Raw genomic sequence first — 17,545 nt, forward strand, 5'->3', positions numbered from 1 at the left:
TACTCGTATCGCTACCACAAAGGCCCCGCGGGGCCTTTTTTGTTATCTACCCCACAGCTTAAAGGCTTCTTACGTAACCCAATCATGACAGCGGGCTAAACAGTGTTATAGTGCGCAAAAATCATAAATTATAAGTACAAGGTATGTATCAATATCGCTTTCGTTTTTTATTTATAATGAGTCTTCGCTATATATTGCCAGGGCTTGCCATTCTCACTCTTGGGCGGCTGGCATTATTGTGGTTTGTGAATACTGACATCGAACTGGACACACGCGTTCAAGATTTACTTAGGGCACTATGGGTTGGTTTCAGGTTTGATGCAAAAGTAGTGGCTATAGGCTTTTCTCCATTGATACTCGCTGGCTTATTAAGCCTCACCTCAGCACGTCTTTTCCAAAAAATAACAAATATCTCGAGCTGGTATGCCACTGTCATCTATGCCTTAATGATTTTAGCCTCTGCGATAAATGTTTACTACTTTTTAGCATACGGTAATCATCTTGATGTATTCCTATTTGGTTTGTTTGACGATGATAGTCAAGCAATCATGGATACGCTTTGGCAAAGCTACCCATTATTCTCAGGCGTTATGGCCACAATTATTATCGCATTTTTTCTCGGGCATACTTTTTGTATAAAATACAAATCATACAACTCAAATGAACGTTACCAATCACAGTCAATAAGAACACATATCATGTATTGCATGGCGATAGCAGCGTTTGTTGTTGCTTATTTTATCGTCGCTCGCGGTTCGATAGGATCACTACCACTTAAGCGCTATCATGCTAGTGTATCCGAGCTGCCATTACTGAATGCAACAGTGCCCAATGCTTTTATGGCCCTTGATTGGGCACACAGTGATTATCAAAAACAAGAGATCCTCTCCTCGATAGAAGAAAAAGAATTAAGAGAACAAATGTTTGCTGTGCTTGGCAAACCCACTCCCTTTGAAAAAACATTAAATAACGACTATTTAAAAAATAACCCGCCTCATGTCGTTATAACTTTGATGGAGGGAATGGGGATGAATATGTTGGTTGAGGATGATAAAGAGACTAATGACTTGTTGGGAAGACTACGCCCTTACTTCCATAAAGAGTTTGTTTTTACGCGTTTCTTAGCTGGTACTTCTGCCACCATTGATAGCATCGTCATGATGCTCTTTCACAGTGATGTCCCCACAATTAGCCATTCAACTTATAGTGCTAAGTCTCTGTCAGATAGTGCCGTAGAACCTTATAATCGTGCAGGATACCAAACCATTTTTATCTATGGTGGCAATGCAATGTGGAGAAATCTATCACGTTACCTTCCGTTGCAAGGCTTTGACCACGTTTATGACGAAAATACAATCATCGACACATTCCCCGAAGCGAAAAAAAGTGCCGGAACATGGGGGGTCGCAGATGAATATACTTTCAAGTTGGCTCAAGAAATTCTTGAAAAAGCATCCAAACCAACCTTTATCTACATAATGACGGTGACTAACCACTCTCCTTTTTATGTACCAGATAACTATCAAGCGAAACCAGTCGCTGCAAGCCCACGATTAAAAAGTCGAGTCCATGGTGAAACAGTTGAAGTAAGTACTATGTTAAAAGCCTACCAATATGCTAGCGATGCTTTAGGCGGTTTCATAGAGGCCATTGATGACTCAGCACTTTCTGAGCGCACTATTATTGCTGCAACAGGGGATCATCATTTACGGTTTTTATCAAAAGGTGCGCAGAATGAAATCGCACTCAATCATGCTGTCCCATTTTTTCTTAAAGTACCAAAACCAATTCTAACTCAAACACCTTATTATTACGATCCAACGCGTATCGGCTCACACCGCGATATTTTCCCTACGCTCTATCACTTTAGCTTATCAAACTCGCCGTACTCGAGTTTAGGCGGAGAAAACTTGCTGCAAAAACAGCCTGTCTCTAATTATGGCTACAATAACTCTGTAGTTATCAACTCGCAGGGGGTATATCGTCTCTCATCGCCTAAAAAGCTCTATCCTTGGCGTTCATTACTAACTAACGAACGCGAAGCTGTCACAAATTCAGAGCCAAACTGGGGTAGAAACTATCAAAAGCTTCAACATAACTTTCTAAGATTTAGGGTCAACGCCAACAGTGAAAAACATGCGTTGATACGTCCCACTACGACAAATAGGTAAAACAGAAGCGCGTAGGTGGCGCCTTATCATCAACCTACGCGCTAACCTCAGTGATATTGTTTCGCCATCATATTTTCAAACGCGTCGATCACCTGCTGTGTATCAATGGCAGCCATCACATGATCGCCTTTCACCCGCGTGCTCCATGCCAATTGCTCAACGGGCTTGCCATGTTGCTGTTCAGCAAAGGTTTCATAAACACTGACCACATCCGCGAGGTTGTTATAAGGGCCGGTCCGCTTCGGATTACTATGCCCGTAAAGACCTAAAACGGGCGTGCCTTGCGTGGTTGCCATGTGCGCGGGGCCGGAGTCGGGGGCCAGCACCGCATCAGCGCGTGCGAGCACCGCGGCTAATTGCTTAAGGCTTGTTTGTCCCACTAAATTAACCAGTGGCGCGTTAGCAGCGGCAATAATGCGGGCGGCCAGCGTTTTTTCACGTGCCGCCGGTGAACCGCAGAGTACCACCTGATAACCTTTACCGACCGCGTAGTCGGCAAATTGGGCGTAGCGCTCTGGCAGCCAGTTACGCTCATCTTTACTCGCAGCAGGACTGATCACGACAGTGGGCTTGTCACCCAGTTGCACTTTGGCAAAGGCATGATCGTCTTCAGAAAGTGGTAGTTGCCACTGCGGCGGCGTAACTGGCACACCCAAATATTGGGTGAAGGCGAAAAAGCTATCTAACACATGGCAAGATTGAGTATCGGGGATCCGTTTATTGGTAAACAGCCACTGTCCCTCTTTCGCTCGGTGGCGGTGAAATCCCACGCGATAGCGCGCGCCGATCCCCACAGTCAATAAGCTCGCGCGTAAAGCAATCTGCATATGCACTAACGCATCAAACCGGCGCCCTTTCAGCTGCCGCCAGACGTGACGCATGCCTACTAATCCCGCTTTTTTATCAAACACCACCAGCTCCACCCCATCAAGCCCAGCTAAAAGCTGTGCTTCAACTTTACCAACCACCCAAGTGATCTGCGTCTGCGGCCAATGGCGCTGCACGGCTTGAATCGCCGCGACCGCATGACAAACATCGCCAATCGCAGATAGGCGTAAAAAACACAGGGAGCGTGGGGCGTGAGTAAACAGAGGCATAACAAATTCCAATTAAGTTATCGCGCCGATTATGCAGTTGGCTCGGTAAAATGTAAAATGCCAGCCTATCGATCAAATTGTTACGAGAATGTATTTATGGGCGCTAATACATCCCCCTCAGAAAAGCCGCGAGGGCTGATACGCATCATTAAAGCCACTGGCTATTCTTGGGCTGGATTAAAAGCGGCATATCACCATGAAGCCGCGATCCGTCAAGAAGTTGTATTATTGGCAACGGCGTTAGCCGTATTACTCTGGCTACAATTGCCGGTGATGGAATCTTTGATGATGTTCGGCGTCATTGTGTTAGTGATTATTGTCGAACTGCTTAACTCCGCCATTGAAGCCGTGGTAGACAGAGTGGGTGAAGAGCGTCATGAGCTCAGTGGCAGAGCAAAGGACATCGGCTCTGCGGCGGTGTTTGTCAGTTTGCTTTTAGCAGGTGTGGTCTGGCTTACCATTTTATGGCATCACTTTGGTGTCCCACTTATTCAATAACACACGTCGTCATACAACCCGGCAACGCGCCCGTTACGTTGCCAATTGATTAACTCAACTGTGATGAGAAACCATGTCTTTTAAATCGCGACTTCAAACCCATAGCTGGTTTATTGTCATTAACGCCCTTGTGTTGATGGCAATAGCCAGCCGCTACTTTGCATTTCTACCGAGTTTTCCCACTGAGCCACTTGGCATCACCTTTATCGTGGTCAGTACCTTTAGCCAGATGGCCTTGCTTGCCGCCATTGTTGGCTTAGTAACACTCCCGCTGTTACTGCTGCCAACCAAGGTGCGCCAACCATTACTCGCCTTGATAGCGTCGGTGGGTGTGATCACCCTTTTCATCGATACCATCGTGTTTGCCCAGTACCGATTCCATATCAATGCCATGGTGCTGGATTTGATCCTCGCCGGGCAGATTGTTAGCTTCCCGCTGATCACTTGGCTGATGGTGATAGGTGGCGTAATTGCCTGCCTCGCGGCGCAATGGGCACTTCTGGCTGCGTTGTCACGGACACGGTTTTCTTCTCAGCACAAAGTCGGCAAAAAATTTGCGCTACTCACGTTTCTCACCTTGCTCGCTACCCACGGTATTCACATTTGGGCTGCGGCCTATGCGTACCAACCCGTGACAACGGTGAAAAGTTATTTGCCACTTTTCTATCCAGCCACCGCCAACAGCATGATGCGCAAAAACGGCTGGATTGATGAACAAGCTCTAGCGCGCCAAAAAGCCATGGATGTAGATCGCGAAGCCGACCTGAACTATCCCCTTTCGCCACTGAGCACGACCGACGTTACACAGCCAGTGAATATCATGTTTTTGGTGGTTGATTCATGGCGCGCGGACACCTTCAATGCTGACAATACGCCCAATCTTTGGGCACTGGCACAAAATGGTCGTACCTATTCACATCATCTTGCGACGGGGAACGCCACCCGAACTGGCATTTTTGGCCTGTTTTATGGCATGCCTGGCACCTATTGGCACAGCTTTCTTGCCAATCAGCAGTCACCGGTATTGATGGATCGTCTACAGGCACTCGATTATCAACTGGGTATTTTTACCGCCGCGCAATTGGAAAAGCCGGAATTTAACCAAACCGTGTTTGCCAAGGTATCCGATTTACGTAACGGTTCTGAAGGCGACTCTCCCGCCGAGCTAGACGCAGACCTCACTCAAGATTGGATCCGTTGGCACCAAAAGCGTGACCCCAATCGTCCCACCTTCTCGTTTTTGTTTTACGATGCGCCACATGGCTATGATTTTCCTGCGGACTTTACCCCCAAGTATCAACCAATGTTGGACGAAATTAACTATCTCAAATTAAATAACGAGACAGATCCGACACCGTTTTTCAATCGCTATAAGACCAGCGTGCGCTACGTGGATAGCTTGGTGGCCAAGGTCATTGAGGAGCTAAAACAAAGCGGAGAGTTCGATAATACCTTGATTGTTATTACCGGCGATCACGGCCAAGAAATGAACGACAACCAACTGAATTTTTGGGGGCATAATAGTAACTTTACTGACCCACAAATTCATGTGCCTTTCGCGATGATAGGCCCCGGCATCGAGGCAAAACAGGTCGATACCGGCAAACAACTCACCAGCCACCAAGATGTTGCGCCCACCCTGATGAAGCATTATTTAGGCGTAACATCCGATCCGGCCAGCTACGCGATTGGCCATGACTTACTTGCACCAAACCCCGGTCAAGATTGGGTGTTATCGTCAAACTACAGCGGCTATGCGTTGGTCACCGACGACACCATTTTAGAAGTGGGTGCGGGAGGGCAATATCAATACATGGATAACACCAATCGACCCATAGAAAACGCGTCACCTGACTTTGCGCAAATGGAAAAAGCCCTCGAGCAAATTAGCCGTTTCCGCTAGTCCGTTGTTTGCGCGTGACTACCCGTCACGAGCCTCTGTTTTCCAGAGGCTCATCTTTCCGTTTTTCTTCGGACTACAGCCAGTCAAAAAACTGCACAAACGTCTGCCATTGCACTGATGCATCCGCCAGCCGCGCCGGATAAAAACGCACGGTCTGGCCGGGTCGCGTTTGCGCCAACATGCTCAAGCTGGCACGGGTTAAACAGCCAAGCTTAGGATAGCCACCGAGTGTTTGCCGATCATTGAGTAGTACAATTGGCTGACCGTCAGGGGGCACTTGCACGGCCCCGAGCGCAATGCCTTCGGAGACAATACCCGGTTGCTTGCTTACGACGCTCGGTCCATTGAGCCGCACACCCATACGATCACTGTGCTGATCGACCGTGTATTCGCCATCAAAAAATGCCGTTAGCGCCTCGGCGCTGAAGTTATCAAACTGATACCCCGGCACAAGCGCCAGTGGAGTCAGGGCATTGTAGTCAGGAATAAAACGTGTCGGTACACCGCGCACCCTCGGCAACAGCGCATGCGGTCGGCAAGGCAACACATCTCCTTTGGTGAGCGCCATGCCTCCCGCCTGTTCACCTAACCCGGAATGGAGGCCGCCGAGTTGATTGCGCATCACCGTCGCGGCACTGCCAAATGCACCATCGACCTTCCAGCCGCCACGCACCGCGAGATAGGCCCGCAAACCACGGCGCGCATAGCGTAAACACAATTCATCACCCGCATTTAGCGTCAACGTCTGCCACATACCCACGCACTGACCATTGATACAAGGTTGCATGTCTGCGCCGGTGATGGCGATCGACATCGCGTGGTCAGCACGAAAACGTGCTTGACCCATGGTTATCTCGACAAGCGGTGTATTCGCGGGGTTATCGAGTAAATAATTCGCCCAAGCAAATGCGTGACAATCGACCGGCCCGCCTTGGCTTAAGCCAAGCTGGCCCACCCCGTAGCGCCCTGTGTCTTGCACCAAGCTCAATACGCCGGGGTCGAGCACCGTTAACCCTGCCACCATTGACCTCCTGCCGCGCGGTAATCAGACTCTGACATCGGCTCAAAACAGACGGTATCACCTACATTAAACGGCATCATGGGCGATTGACGGGGATTAAATAGCACTTTGGGACAGTTGCCAATAATTTGCCAGCCTGCGGGCGAAGCCGCCGGATACACCGCAGTTTGCTGTTGGGCAATGCCCACACTGCCGGCGGGGATCTGATGACGAGGCGTGGTATGACGTGGCATGGCTATGGTCTCATCCACCGACGCAAGGAAGGCAAAGCCGGGCGCGAAACCAATCGCACAAACGGTGTAAGTTTGTTGGCTGTGTCGCGCAATCACCTCGTGTTCACTTACGCCGGCAAACTCGGCGACCGCAGCCAGATCGGGTCCGACAGAGGGGTGATAATACACCGGCAACGACACGTGCTTTCCGCTCCCAGCGTCACGGGTGACTCGCAGTGAGTCACCTTGATTCATCACCCAGGTTTTCAACGTTTCTGGCGAGAGTAAGCGAACATTCACTTCCACCAGAACACTGGTGTAGGCGGGAATTAACTCAACCACACCACGGCCAAAGTGTTGCTGGATTCGCTCACACAGCGCGGATAACTGTGGGACTAAGGCAAGATCGATCTGATTGCCCAACCGGATCATTACCGTCGTTTCACTGACCTGCTCAACCTTGAGTGTCATGGTGTTAAGGCCTTTCTGAGTTGTTTTATCGCCTCGACCGATTGTGGGTTATCTCCATGCACACACACCGTATCCGGCGAAAGAGAGAGCGTTTGTCCCTCGAGGGTTGTCACCGTGCCATGTTGGGATAACTGCAACACCTGTGCAATCATCGCGTTGGCGTCATCTAACACCGCGCCCGGTTGATCGCGCGGCGCCAATTGCCCTGACGCCAGATAGGCTCTATCAGCAAAGGCCTCAAAAATCAGCGGCACACCGGCTTGTTGGGCAAGCTGGCGATGCTGACGGTTATCAGGCAATGCCAGTACCATTAATGGTGTATTGGGCAGCGTATCAGCCACCGCAGCCAACACCGCTTCAAAGCAATCATTGTCCACCATCATGGTGTTATACAGCGCACCATGGGGCTTCACATAATCAAGGCTCGCATTAAAGCATGCACAGATCCCTTGTAGCGCACCGATTTGATAGCGAACGAGGTGACTAATTTGTGCTGGGGTATGATCAATATGACGACGGCCAAAGCCCTGCTTATCGGCGTAGCCGGGATGAGCACCAATACTCACATTGTGCTTCACTGCAAGTGCTACCGTGGCCGCCATTACATCAGGATCAGAGGCATGAAAGCCACACGCAATATTGGCCATATCAATCCACGGCATCAGCGCGCTATCCATTCCCATCGTCCACGCACCAAAGCTCTCACCCATGTCTGCGTTTAGTTTCATCATTCCCTCGATTTCACTGACTTTGCTTTACCTTACGGCTTTCCACCCTGACGCTCAACACGTCGCCGAACTCAAAGCCCATTATCAGCGCGGCGGTCTAGGGGATATGACAGTGAAAAACGTGCTGACCGATATCTTAACCTCCCTGGTATCACCCATTCGAGAACGGCGAAAAGCACTCATGAACGCCCCTGATTACTTGTGTGATGTCCTAAAAGATGGGCAAAAAAAGGCGCGTATACAGACAGACCAAACATGCCAGAATGTTAAGCGTGCGTTGGGCCTGCTTGTGGGATAAAGAGGTAAGAGGAGTGAGTGAAAAATGGCTTATATTTACTTTACCATTGATGAATCAGATAGTTATCGCAATCTCTTGTGCATAACGAGTTAGACAGATGTAAAAGATTGCAAGATGTTTCCCAATCCACATCAAATAAAAGGGCTTTTTGCGCGGCAAACGAGAAAAATGTCTTCCATACTTTAGCGAAATCGAAACCATCATTAACACAAGGTATCCGGTATGTTGAAGTTAATGCTGCGCGGAAAGCTCTTAGTGCTTGCCATCGTACCCTTGGTATTATCCATTCTCGTTACGTTGTTTATCACTACCTACTACGAGCGTGAGCTGGTCGAAGAGAACATTGCCACTTTTCGAACCAAATTAATTGATGAGCGAAAAATGCAGCTTCGCGAAGCCACAGAAATTGCCGCGACTGTGGTAAAAAACGCACAGCAAGCGGGGGGCGATGCTACGCAAAATGTCAAAGACGCACTTCGCGAAGTGACTTTTGGTAAGGCGGGCTACTTTTATATTTACGATCGTCAGGGAACCAATATCTTTCACGCGCTGAAACCTGAAGTCGAAGGACAATCGTTAATTAACCTTACTGATCCCAAAGGCAACAAAATTATTGTGGGTCTGCTCGAAGCGGCGCAAAACGGTGATGGCACCTTCACCTACCTCTATCAAAAGCCGGGTACCGATGAACTGATCGAAAAGATTGGCTATGCCGATATGGTCAACAACGGACAGTGGATGTTGGGAACGGGGGCGTACATTGACGATATTGAGGCGCGCGTTGCCGATTTCCGTGAAAATGCAGAAGAGGCTTTAGCGGCACAAACGGCGCGAATGATCATTGCGGGCATTCTTATTTTGATCATTACGTTCGTTGCCGTCGCCTTTGTTGCCCAACGGATGTCAACGCCGGTGAAAGACATGCTGGACAACCTCAATGATATTGCCGACGGTGATGGCGACCTGACTCAGCGCCTGAAAATTAAAGGCAGTGACGAGATTGCTCTGCTTGGGGATGCGTTTAACCGCTTTATCGATAAGCTACAAACCACCATACGTAGCGTGGTGGATGTCACAGAAAAAGTGAGCCACACCGCACGCACGATTGACGAGCAAACCCAGATGGTTGCCACGCAATTACAGACTCACGATAACGAGACTGAACAAGTGGTCACCGCTGTTACCCAGATGAGCTCGGCTGCGCAAGAGGTGTCACAGAACGCCACCCAAGTAGCTGATGCCACCAGTGCAGCTACTGACGATGCGCGTCACGCCCAAGAGAAAGTGCAATTCTCGATCACCTCGATGCAAGCGCTGGTCGAGCAAATGAATACCTCGAGTACGCATGTGGATTCGCTGAATGAGCAGTCCCATAAGATTACCGGCGTGCTTTCTGTGATTGGCGATATTGCTGAACAAACCAACTTGCTGGCGCTAAACGCTGCCATTGAGGCCGCACGTGCAGGCGAACAAGGTCGCGGGTTTGCGGTGGTCGCTGATGAGGTGAGAACCCTCGCAAGCCGCACGCAAAAGAGCACTCACGAAATTCGCGAAATGCTGGATGAGCTACAGTCGTACGTCAATCAGGCTGTAGAGGGAATGAAGCAAAGTAACGATACCTGCCAGCAAACCTCGGAGGCATCCAATGAAATTGGTAGTGGCATTGATTCGGTGAGTAACGCCATTACTCAAATCAATGACATGACCAGCTATATTGCCTCGGCTGCCTCGGAGCAAACCACAGTGACCGAAGACATTCACCGTAATCTGGTATCGATTCGCGACATTGTGAGCCAGCTACTGAACGCCAGTAATGACTCGGCACAAGCGGCGACTGACTTGAATCAGACAGGCGAAGAGCTCAAACGTCTGGTCAGCCAGTTTAAAGTCTAACCGGCAACACCGAGCCAAAAAGGCGCTGATCACCAGCGCCTTTTTCTGTTCCGCCCGCCGACTTATCTTTCTACTTCGGGCAGCGCGCGTGCCATCAATGCCCCCAGCAAGCCCAACGCCGATAACACCGCAATGACCACCATTAATCCCCACTGGCTCAACCATGCCGTGACGCCGCCCATAAATAAGAGCACGAAACCAATCAACGTATTGCTAACCGAGACATAATCGGTGCGCTGATTCCCCTCGGCCATATTCACGATGTAGGTTTTACGCCCAAGCCGCACACCCTCGTGAGCAATGGTCAGAACAAAGTAGACGCCAGGCAGTACCCACGCCAAAGAAAACAACGCGGGATACCAGTGACTGATACTCACCACCACCAGCCCCAGTAGCGCCGTCACCACAGCAGCCATTATCATCACTTGGCGGCTGGAGCGATCGGCAAATAGCCCCCAAAAAGGGGCCGATAACAAACTTGCAATACCACTAATCGCAACAAAGCTTGCGGTTGTGATCGCTAACGCTTGGCTATGCTGACTGGCTAACAGCACATAATAGGGCGCGGATAGGGCCGAACAGAGTAACAGTGAACGGGTGATCACAAAGTGGCGTAGGCGCCTATCATCCACCAATAAACGCAGTTTAGAAAGCGCATGCGTGAGCGCATTGGCTCCGCCTTCTGTGGCCCCTTCATATTCATCCACTTGGCTGTAAAACGCTGCGGCAATCCACCAAAGCACTGCACCGAACGCCAATAGCGCGCAATAGACCCACACATGCTGTTGATCCGAGACGCTGAATAATCCGACACCAGCGGCAATAGTCACCGCCCCCGCCAAGCTTGACGACCATCCATTCAAGCGTCCTCGTTGCGGCTTAGGAATGGTTTTCCCTAACACATCTTTCGAAGCGACCGAGCACAAGCCTCGCGCCAGACTAAATACCACCAGCAAGCCAACAATGCTCCAGCCGGCTACTTGACCGGTTAAAAGCAACGCTGCGATCGCCATTGCTAGGATACACGCTCCTTGAATAACAGAGCCTGCCACCCATGCCCACTTACGTACCGCAAATTGGCGGACATAACCGGCGATACCTAACTGAGGCACTAACGACCCCGCCTCTCGTATTGGCACCAATAAGCCAATTAGCGCCAAGGGAGCGCCAACCGCGGTGAGAAGCGCTGGCAAGACAATTTTCGGGTTAGATACCGCGTCGCCAATTTTGGTGAGTCCTTGGCTAACGATGATGCGGAAAAAGTTGCCCGGAACCTCACGACACGCACTGCCATCAATGTCTTTACAGGCACGCGCATCTTCTTCATTAAATAGTTTTTGGTGTAAGTCATCCGCTAGTTTGTGCACACTGTCTCCCAGTCTTTTTCGTTTTTATTCTGCCCTTATTGGCAAGGCACAGCAAAATCAACGTGATAATGTTCATCATGGCGAACCCAAGACCGCCGCGTTGAAAACTGAATATGTCGCTTTAAATACTGCCCATACGGGGTATCGTACTGGCGATTAATCAGCATGGTCTGCCTGCCAAGTGGGTTTCGATATCGCGTATAAAACATGCGTGGCGAGCGGATGATCTGCCGCCAAATGAGGATGCGAAAAGGTAGAGGGAGCAGCCGGTGTCATCCCGAGTTTTTTCATCACCGCTTGTGAGGGCAGGTTACTCTCGGTGGTAAACGCATAAATCGCCGGAAGCTCAGCGTCCTCAAAGCCGATAGCAAGTGCTTTTTGTGCCGCTTCAGTGGCATAGCCTTTTCCCCAATGTGGCGACGCTAAACGCCAACCAATTTCAACAAACGGCTGATGGCCGAGGTCGAAGGTGGGCCGGTTTAACCCCACAAAGCCAATGAATTCCCGAGTCTCCGTCAGTTCTACCGCCCAAAATCCAAACCCGTTATCCGCCAGTTTGGATTGAATATGTGCCGCCATCGCATCACTTTGGGCGCGTGAGAGCACACTGGGAAAATACCGCATGACGTCTGAGTCTTTATTGAGTGCGGCAAAAGGGGGCAAATCGGACGCTTGCCATGCGCGTAGCGTCAGTCGCTCCGTCGAGTACATTGCCAATACCACTCCTCTCTAGATACAAGGCTGCACACCATCGAGCCTGCTACTGTAAATCTTTGTGGCGCAAGCGCGTAAGCCAATATTCACGATAGCGAAAATAGCAATAGGTCGAGGCAAACAAGAAAAACAAATACGAAAGCGAAAATATCAAAGGTGAGGTGATCAGCGCATGTTTTAACCCGAGCAGGACACCCGCCGCCGTCACTGCAATCTTAGCGACCACCCCGAGCAACAACAAAAACAACGCAAACTGGGGGTAATGGCTGCTACGAAACGTGATCCAATAGCAAGCACCCACAGCTGTACTAGCAACGCCCAGCCCAAGAAGATAAGAATGGAAGTGATCACCCGCCAACACACCACCGATTATGGTCAGCACGAGAAGAAGAATAAATGCCATGTTTCCTGCCTTTTTCTCTATTATGCCACTGGTTGGCTAAGGGTGAGAGTGAAGGCTTAAGAGAGTGCGACGCCGCTTACAGGTTGAGTGCACATGGATGAAAGGGTGCGGGATTTTACCGTCATGATGGCGCCGTAGCGTTGTGTCAGCGCATCCACGGTGATCACTTGCCCTTGGCGTTTTACACTAACACGCGTGCCATAGTCAGCCCCAATGTGTCCAGCGCCCTCATCCACGCTACCCACGTAGGTGAAGCACTCAATCGCTAAATCCACAATCCGAAACTCGCGACGACGCGCACTTAAAAGCGCTACCCAACATTTTGCCGCCAGCACTTGTTGGGGCGTTTCTGCCCGTACTGCAAAGCGCCAACCTTCACCGTCACCGTAAAAATCCATTGGGAAATGACGCTTTATTCTCTTTTTATCGTTATAGGTTTTCATTGTTCAATTGTCGTTTTTTTCGTCACTATCAATGACAATCATCGCCATAATTACTGCATTATCATGCCCTATCGTCCAACGCTTGCCTAATCAAATTTACGCGACAATGCCCAAACGTCTAGCAATTAAACATGTAAATTATGAATAGCCTCGCAACCTTGCTTAGTGCAAAGCAATGATCATAGTTTTGTCGTGAAAATACTGAACCACACCCTCATTCTTATAATATCTAGCTAAACTATTATTTGTACTGGGAGATTTTCATCAACGAGGCCGCGAGAGAGGATGAGAAATAGAATAATCCGTTGTCTGGGGATGTTTATCAGTCTTGTCAGCATTATGCTGAGTGCATCTGCATACTCAGAGCAGCCAATCCGAGTATTATTCATCAATCCTGGGCATGCATCAGAAAGCTTCTGGCAGGAAGTCGATCAGTACAGCATAGCCGCAGCGGACGCACTTGGGATCGAGTTAGACATCCGCCACGCCTCCCGTAATCACTTTGCGATGCGTCAGATACTCTCGGCAAGACTGAATAAACGCCCGCTCCCCAATTACGTAATCATTGTGAATGAAAAGCTAGCAGCCAATCACCTTTTTCCGATTTTACGTCAACACCCGATTTACGTTCAGGTCATCTTAAATGACATCGATGCAGACGTGCGCGCAAAACTGTTGAACGATCCTCATTGGCAACAATATTTGTTACCCAGCGTGATCCCAGATAATCGTTATATTGGTGAAAAAACTGCTGACGCCATGGTAAAAGCCGGTCACCAACAACCCGGCGAAGCGGTTATGATATCGGGCGATCTCACCACCCCCGCCTCGGTGGCCCGCGAAGCTGGCGCACGCGACTATTTTAAAAGCCATAAGCAAATTGAATTAATGCAGGTCGTTCATGGGCAATGGGATGAAGCAATCAGCTATGAACAAATGGGCACATTGCTGCAACGTTACCCAGCGTTGAGATACGTTTGGACCGCGAATGATCATATGGCATTTGGCGCCATCAAAGCGGCGCAAGAAATGGGGAAAAAGCCGGGTGAAGATATTTTTTTCGCCACAATCAATACCTCGGCACAAGTACTCGCCCTCAGAGAGCAGGGAACGGTATCAGCACTCGGAGGCGGACATTTCTCTGCAGGAGGCTTAGCGTTAACGCGCATTTATGCCCATGCTAAAGGCCTCCCATTACCGTTATTATGCGCCGACCAGTTGTTCCAGTTGATAGAACCCAACACATCCTATTTTTCTTTTTTACAGGCTGACAGTTGGCATCGTATCCCTTTCAAAAAAATGGCACGCCAGCCACGCTCGCACTGCGGTGCTGATAAAACAGAACGGAACATCCAGTGACCAAACTCGATATTAATTTAAAAGGTCTTCAAGCCCGTATCGCTTTTGTGGTACTCGCACTCAGTCTGCTGTTTTCTATCGGAAGCACCTTGTCTCAGATGTATATCAACTACCAACGTGCGGTAGCCACCTCGACCACGCTGATAGAAAATCGCAGCACGGACGCCGCAAGAGTGATTAGTCATGCACTCTGGGTGGTTGATTTAGAGCTCGTGCGTCGCAGTGTTAAAGGGCTGTCGATGATCCCAACCGTTTGCCGCGTTGAGGTAAAAGGCTTTGACGGAACCCAAATAAGTGAAGTCAATAGTACTAGTAGTCATTGTGACGCCAATCATCAGGTTCTTCTTAGCGTGCAAGGGAACAACATCGGAACACTCAACATGGTCGTTAACCGCTACGAGGTAAAACGTGAGGCCCTAGATAGCGCAACTCCCCTCGCACTCGTGCACTTCACCGAAGCGCTCATCATGACAGTGATTGTGCTTTGGGTGGTCACCCGTCTGTGTTCTCGTCCATTAAAACAATTGACCGATGCGCTGGATAGGTATCAAGCAGACAAAGCCAATCAAACGTGCGTACCGGTAAGTTTGATCCAACGCAGCGATGAGATAGGTAAGGTGGCACGTTCTATCAATGCCATGCAATCGCGTATCCGCGATGACTTTCTGCAAAAGCGCATAACCGAGCGAGAGCTACGACAACACCAAACCTTACTGGAAGAGCAGGTCGAACAGCGCACCAAAGCACTCAATTGGCAATCAAACGCAAGCTCTTTGCTCGCAGATATTTCCATCCAGTTTTTAAGCTCTGACTCCCACAACATCACGGAAGATGTTGAACAAGTGCTCCCCAGCATGGCAAAGCTTTTAGGAGTAGAAGCAATTAGCTGGTATGCCTTCGATGCCTATCGCGCTGAGCGCCGTTGCTATTGGCCACAGGACATTACCTTCGCCCCAGATGTGGTCGATCTAAGTGAAATGCACATGATAAAGCGTTGGCTTGCGGACACAGAAGCGCTTGTGGTTCCCCATGTCGGGCAGTTGGGTGAAGACGCCATCAACGAACGAACTTGGTTACGCCATCGCGGCATTCTCTCTATTGCCGCATTTCCGCTCACTGACGGCCGAAAAAGCTTTGGCATGATCACGGTGGCGAACCGTCACTTACCCTTTATTTGGGATAACAATAAAACACTGTTGCTCAAACGCTTTGCGACTGCAATCAGTGAGGTCATGATCCGCGAGCGCAATCATGTTGCCATGGAGCAGTTGCAAGAAGAATTGATCATTGCCAATGAGCGCCTCAAAGTACAAGCAGAAACCGACGATTTAACCCGACTCATGAACCGTCGCCCGTTCAAACGTGAACTCAGCAATCATATTTACGAAGGCATCAAAAAAAACCACCCTGTCGCAGTCATGATGATCGATGTCGACCATTTTAAAGCCTACAACGATGAGTATGGGCACTTACAAGGCGATGACGTACTCACTCAAATCGCGCGTGTTTTACTCACCCGCACCCAGGAGTATGAAGGCACGGTTGCACGCTTTGGGGGAGAAGAATTTGCCATCACACTCCCCCCTAAGCATGGCGCACAGCTCGACGACTTAGCCAATGCGATTCGCGATGATATTGCTGAATTAGCGATGGCGCATGAGAAAAACCCTGATGGCGATTATGTCACTGTCAGTATCGGCGGGATCATCACGATACCGGATGATGATACATCAGACTCCTATCTGTTAGAGGCCGCTGATCAGCAACTCTATCAAGCCAAAGACGGCGGCCGCGATTGTATTAACATTCTTGACCAGCGAGAGAAAAAATAGCGAGCCAGCTCACGACCGTTTATGACTAGCCATCGACATTCATGACAGGACGATGACGGTATGCTACAACGCCAACATCATGGTGTGGCAGCTGCCTTTGCAATGCCCATCGATAAGCGCATCCGCGCAACAGAATAATAAATTATTATCGACTCAAGAAAAGGAAGCCCTATGAAAGTCGTTTTTATCCGTCATGGAAAAACCGATTACTCACTGGCAGACGCGCGCCAAATGAGCCAGTTGGAAAAAGACTATGCCCCCTTGCAGCGTGCGTGTATCCCTGACATTCAGGCCTTGGCCAGTCATCCTAGCTTACAGCAAGCAGAGATTATTCTGTCTTCGCCCTACACTCGCGCATTACAAACCGCTGAAATCCTTAATCGTCAGCTACAAAACCCGTTGTTTGTGGAACATGACCTACGCGAGTGGCAAGCGGATGTCAAAGGTAGCTATATCCCCCTTTCAGAGCGTGATAGACGCTGGCTTGAGTATCGCGAGCTATTTGCCAATGGCAACGAAGTCACCAACGCTGGCTATGAATCAGCAACCAGCTTGCACCGCCGTGTCAGTGCCGTGCTCGATAGCTATCAAACCTACTCAACCATCGCCGTTGTCGCCCACTTTAATGTGATAGAAGCGATTGTGGGGTATCGTGAGCAAGGCATTGAATACGGCGAAATTATCGAATTTGATTATCAGCCCAGTCAATAACCCTCCGCGCTCAGGAGCGCACCCATACCGTGTAAGCGTTGACCCGTAGTCTCCTAATTTCGCAGATTACAGATCAAAAACGTCAGGGTAAGGCATGCAAAGGGTAACTGCTTGAGAACGATTTCTGTAAGAGCAGATACACTCGACATGCCTTGTTTGTTACAGACTTCAACAAGCGAGCACATGCCGTCCCAGAACTTGTCCCCCTCATCAGATGTCTCTATGCGCGAATTGAGATTGAATAACACTGCCACTGACGATTCACACGGCGTATAGACGACTGATACTGGATTTCTGCTTTCTTATTGATAACCGACATCAACAAAGAACAAAAATTACGAATAAATTATTCCAAAAAGAAAATAAAAATGAAACCAGCAAGACACTAATAAAATAAGCTTTTTGATTATTCCTAGTCACTCTT

The 17,545-nt window shown here is 49.4% G+C and carries 16 protein-coding genes and 1 pseudogene; 8 read left to right on the plus strand and 9 right to left on the minus strand.

The annotated features are described in order from the left end of the window. Positions 1 to 143 precede the first annotated feature (143 nt). Positions 144 to 2,171: an LTA synthase family protein gene (locus BGK46_RS14485; protein ID WP_084781495.1), complete on the plus strand. Its 2,028-nt coding sequence runs from the start codon at positions 144 to 146 to the stop codon at positions 2,169 to 2,171. 47 nt (positions 2,172 to 2,218) lie between these two features. Here BGK46_RS14485 and BGK46_RS14490 read toward each other — a convergent pair whose 3' ends face one another. Then, complete coding sequence (locus BGK46_RS14490; protein ID WP_069590420.1) at positions 2,219 to 3,268, minus strand: glycosyltransferase family 9 protein; 1,050 nt, start codon at positions 3,266 to 3,268, stop codon at positions 2,219 to 2,221. Positions 3,269 to 3,364: 96 nt separating this feature from the next. On the opposite strand from BGK46_RS14490, the gene BGK46_RS14495 reads away from it, so the two are divergent. Beyond that, complete coding sequence (locus tag BGK46_RS14495) at positions 3,365 to 3,766, plus strand: diacylglycerol kinase (RefSeq protein ID WP_069590422.1); 402 nt, start codon at positions 3,365 to 3,367, stop codon at positions 3,764 to 3,766. A gap of 73 nt (positions 3,767 to 3,839) precedes the next feature. Continuing rightward, on the plus strand, positions 3,840 to 5,669 hold the full coding sequence (locus tag BGK46_RS14500) for a DUF3413 domain-containing protein (RefSeq protein WP_069590424.1): 1,830 nt from the start codon (positions 3,840 to 3,842) through the stop codon (positions 5,667 to 5,669). A gap of 73 nt (positions 5,670 to 5,742) precedes the next feature. Here the strand turns inward: BGK46_RS14500 and BGK46_RS14505 are convergent, their stop codons facing one another. From BGK46_RS14505 to BGK46_RS14515, 3 genes are read right to left on the minus strand one after another with little or no spacing between them, the layout of a single operon-like run. Further along, complete coding sequence (locus tag BGK46_RS14505; protein ID WP_084781497.1) at positions 5,743 to 6,693, minus strand: biotin-dependent carboxyltransferase family protein; 951 nt, start codon at positions 6,691 to 6,693, stop codon at positions 5,743 to 5,745. Then, a complete protein-coding gene (pxpB, locus tag BGK46_RS14510; protein ID WP_069590426.1) occupies positions 6,678 to 7,373 on the minus strand; it encodes a 5-oxoprolinase subunit PxpB in 696 nt (231 codons plus the stop codon). Before pxpB ends, BGK46_RS14505 begins: the two co-directional genes overlap by 16 nt. Then, positions 7,370 to 8,101: a 5-oxoprolinase subunit PxpA gene (locus BGK46_RS14515; RefSeq protein WP_084781500.1), complete on the minus strand. Its 732-nt coding sequence runs from the start codon at positions 8,099 to 8,101 to the stop codon at positions 7,370 to 7,372. The genes pxpB and BGK46_RS14515 overlap by 4 nt, the downstream gene beginning before the upstream one ends. Here BGK46_RS14515 and BGK46_RS17490 point away from each other — a divergent pair. Beyond that, positions 8,082 to 8,399: a hypothetical protein gene (locus BGK46_RS17490; RefSeq protein WP_069590430.1), complete on the plus strand. Its 318-nt coding sequence runs from the start codon at positions 8,082 to 8,084 to the stop codon at positions 8,397 to 8,399. The two genes, BGK46_RS14515 and BGK46_RS17490, sit on opposite strands and share 20 nt — an antisense overlap. Positions 8,400 to 8,621: 222 nt before the next feature. Next, positions 8,622 to 10,292 carry a methyl-accepting chemotaxis protein gene (locus BGK46_RS14525; protein ID WP_069590432.1) on the plus strand — a complete coding sequence of 557 codons (1,671 nt, stop codon included), beginning with the start codon at positions 8,622 to 8,624 and terminating at the stop codon, positions 10,290 to 10,292. A gap of 62 nt (positions 10,293 to 10,354) precedes the next feature. On the opposite strand, the gene BGK46_RS14530 is transcribed toward BGK46_RS14525, so the two are convergent. The 4 genes from BGK46_RS14530 to BGK46_RS14545 form a co-directional block, all read right to left on the minus strand. Continuing rightward, positions 10,355 to 11,659 carry an MFS transporter gene (locus BGK46_RS14530; protein WP_069590434.1) on the minus strand — a complete coding sequence of 435 codons (1,305 nt, stop codon included), beginning with the start codon at positions 11,657 to 11,659 and terminating at the stop codon, positions 10,355 to 10,357. Positions 11,660 to 11,815: 156 nt separating this feature from the next. Continuing rightward, the gene (locus BGK46_RS14535; RefSeq protein WP_069590436.1) at positions 11,816 to 12,370 is read right to left on the minus strand and encodes a GNAT family N-acetyltransferase; all 555 of its coding nucleotides are present in this window, start codon (positions 12,368 to 12,370) and stop codon (positions 11,816 to 11,818) included. Positions 12,371 to 12,419: 49 nt separating this feature from the next. Continuing rightward, positions 12,420 to 12,776: an NADH:ubiquinone oxidoreductase gene (locus BGK46_RS14540; protein WP_069590438.1), complete on the minus strand. Its 357-nt coding sequence runs from the start codon at positions 12,774 to 12,776 to the stop codon at positions 12,420 to 12,422. A 56-nt stretch (positions 12,777 to 12,832) separates the two neighbouring features. Continuing rightward, positions 12,833 to 13,219 carry a hypothetical protein gene (locus BGK46_RS14545; RefSeq protein WP_136588414.1) on the minus strand — a complete coding sequence of 129 codons (387 nt, stop codon included), beginning with the start codon at positions 13,217 to 13,219 and terminating at the stop codon, positions 12,833 to 12,835. Positions 13,220 to 13,504: 285 nt separating this feature from the next. Here BGK46_RS14545 and BGK46_RS14550 point away from each other — a divergent pair, with 285 nt between their 5' ends. The 3 genes from BGK46_RS14550 (at position 13,505) to BGK46_RS14560 (ending at position 17,121) form a co-directional block, all read left to right on the plus strand. Further along, entirely contained in the window at positions 13,505 to 14,578 is a 1,074-nt protein-coding gene (locus BGK46_RS14550) for an ABC transporter substrate-binding protein (RefSeq protein ID WP_084781503.1), read from the plus strand. Next, on the plus strand, positions 14,575 to 16,410 hold the full coding sequence (locus tag BGK46_RS14555; RefSeq protein ID WP_069590442.1) for a diguanylate cyclase domain-containing protein: 1,836 nt from the start codon (positions 14,575 to 14,577) through the stop codon (positions 16,408 to 16,410). The genes BGK46_RS14550 and BGK46_RS14555 overlap by 4 nt, the downstream gene beginning before the upstream one ends. A 171-nt stretch (positions 16,411 to 16,581) precedes the next feature. After that, positions 16,582 to 17,121 (plus strand): histidine phosphatase family protein, encoded by a 540-nt coding sequence (locus tag BGK46_RS14560; protein WP_069590444.1) that lies wholly within the window; start codon positions 16,582 to 16,584, stop codon positions 17,119 to 17,121. A 66-nt stretch (positions 17,122 to 17,187) separates the two neighbouring features. Here BGK46_RS14560 and BGK46_RS17500 read toward each other — a convergent pair. Next, a pseudogene (locus BGK46_RS17500) lies at positions 17,188 to 17,379 on the minus strand (IS66 family transposase); the annotation flags it as partial. Positions 17,380 to 17,545: the final 166 nt, after the last annotated feature.

The sequence above is a fragment of the Salinivibrio sp. SS2 genome (assembly GCF_001722075.1).
GTDB lineage: Bacteria > Pseudomonadota > Gammaproteobacteria > Enterobacterales > Vibrionaceae > Salinivibrio > Salinivibrio proteolyticus.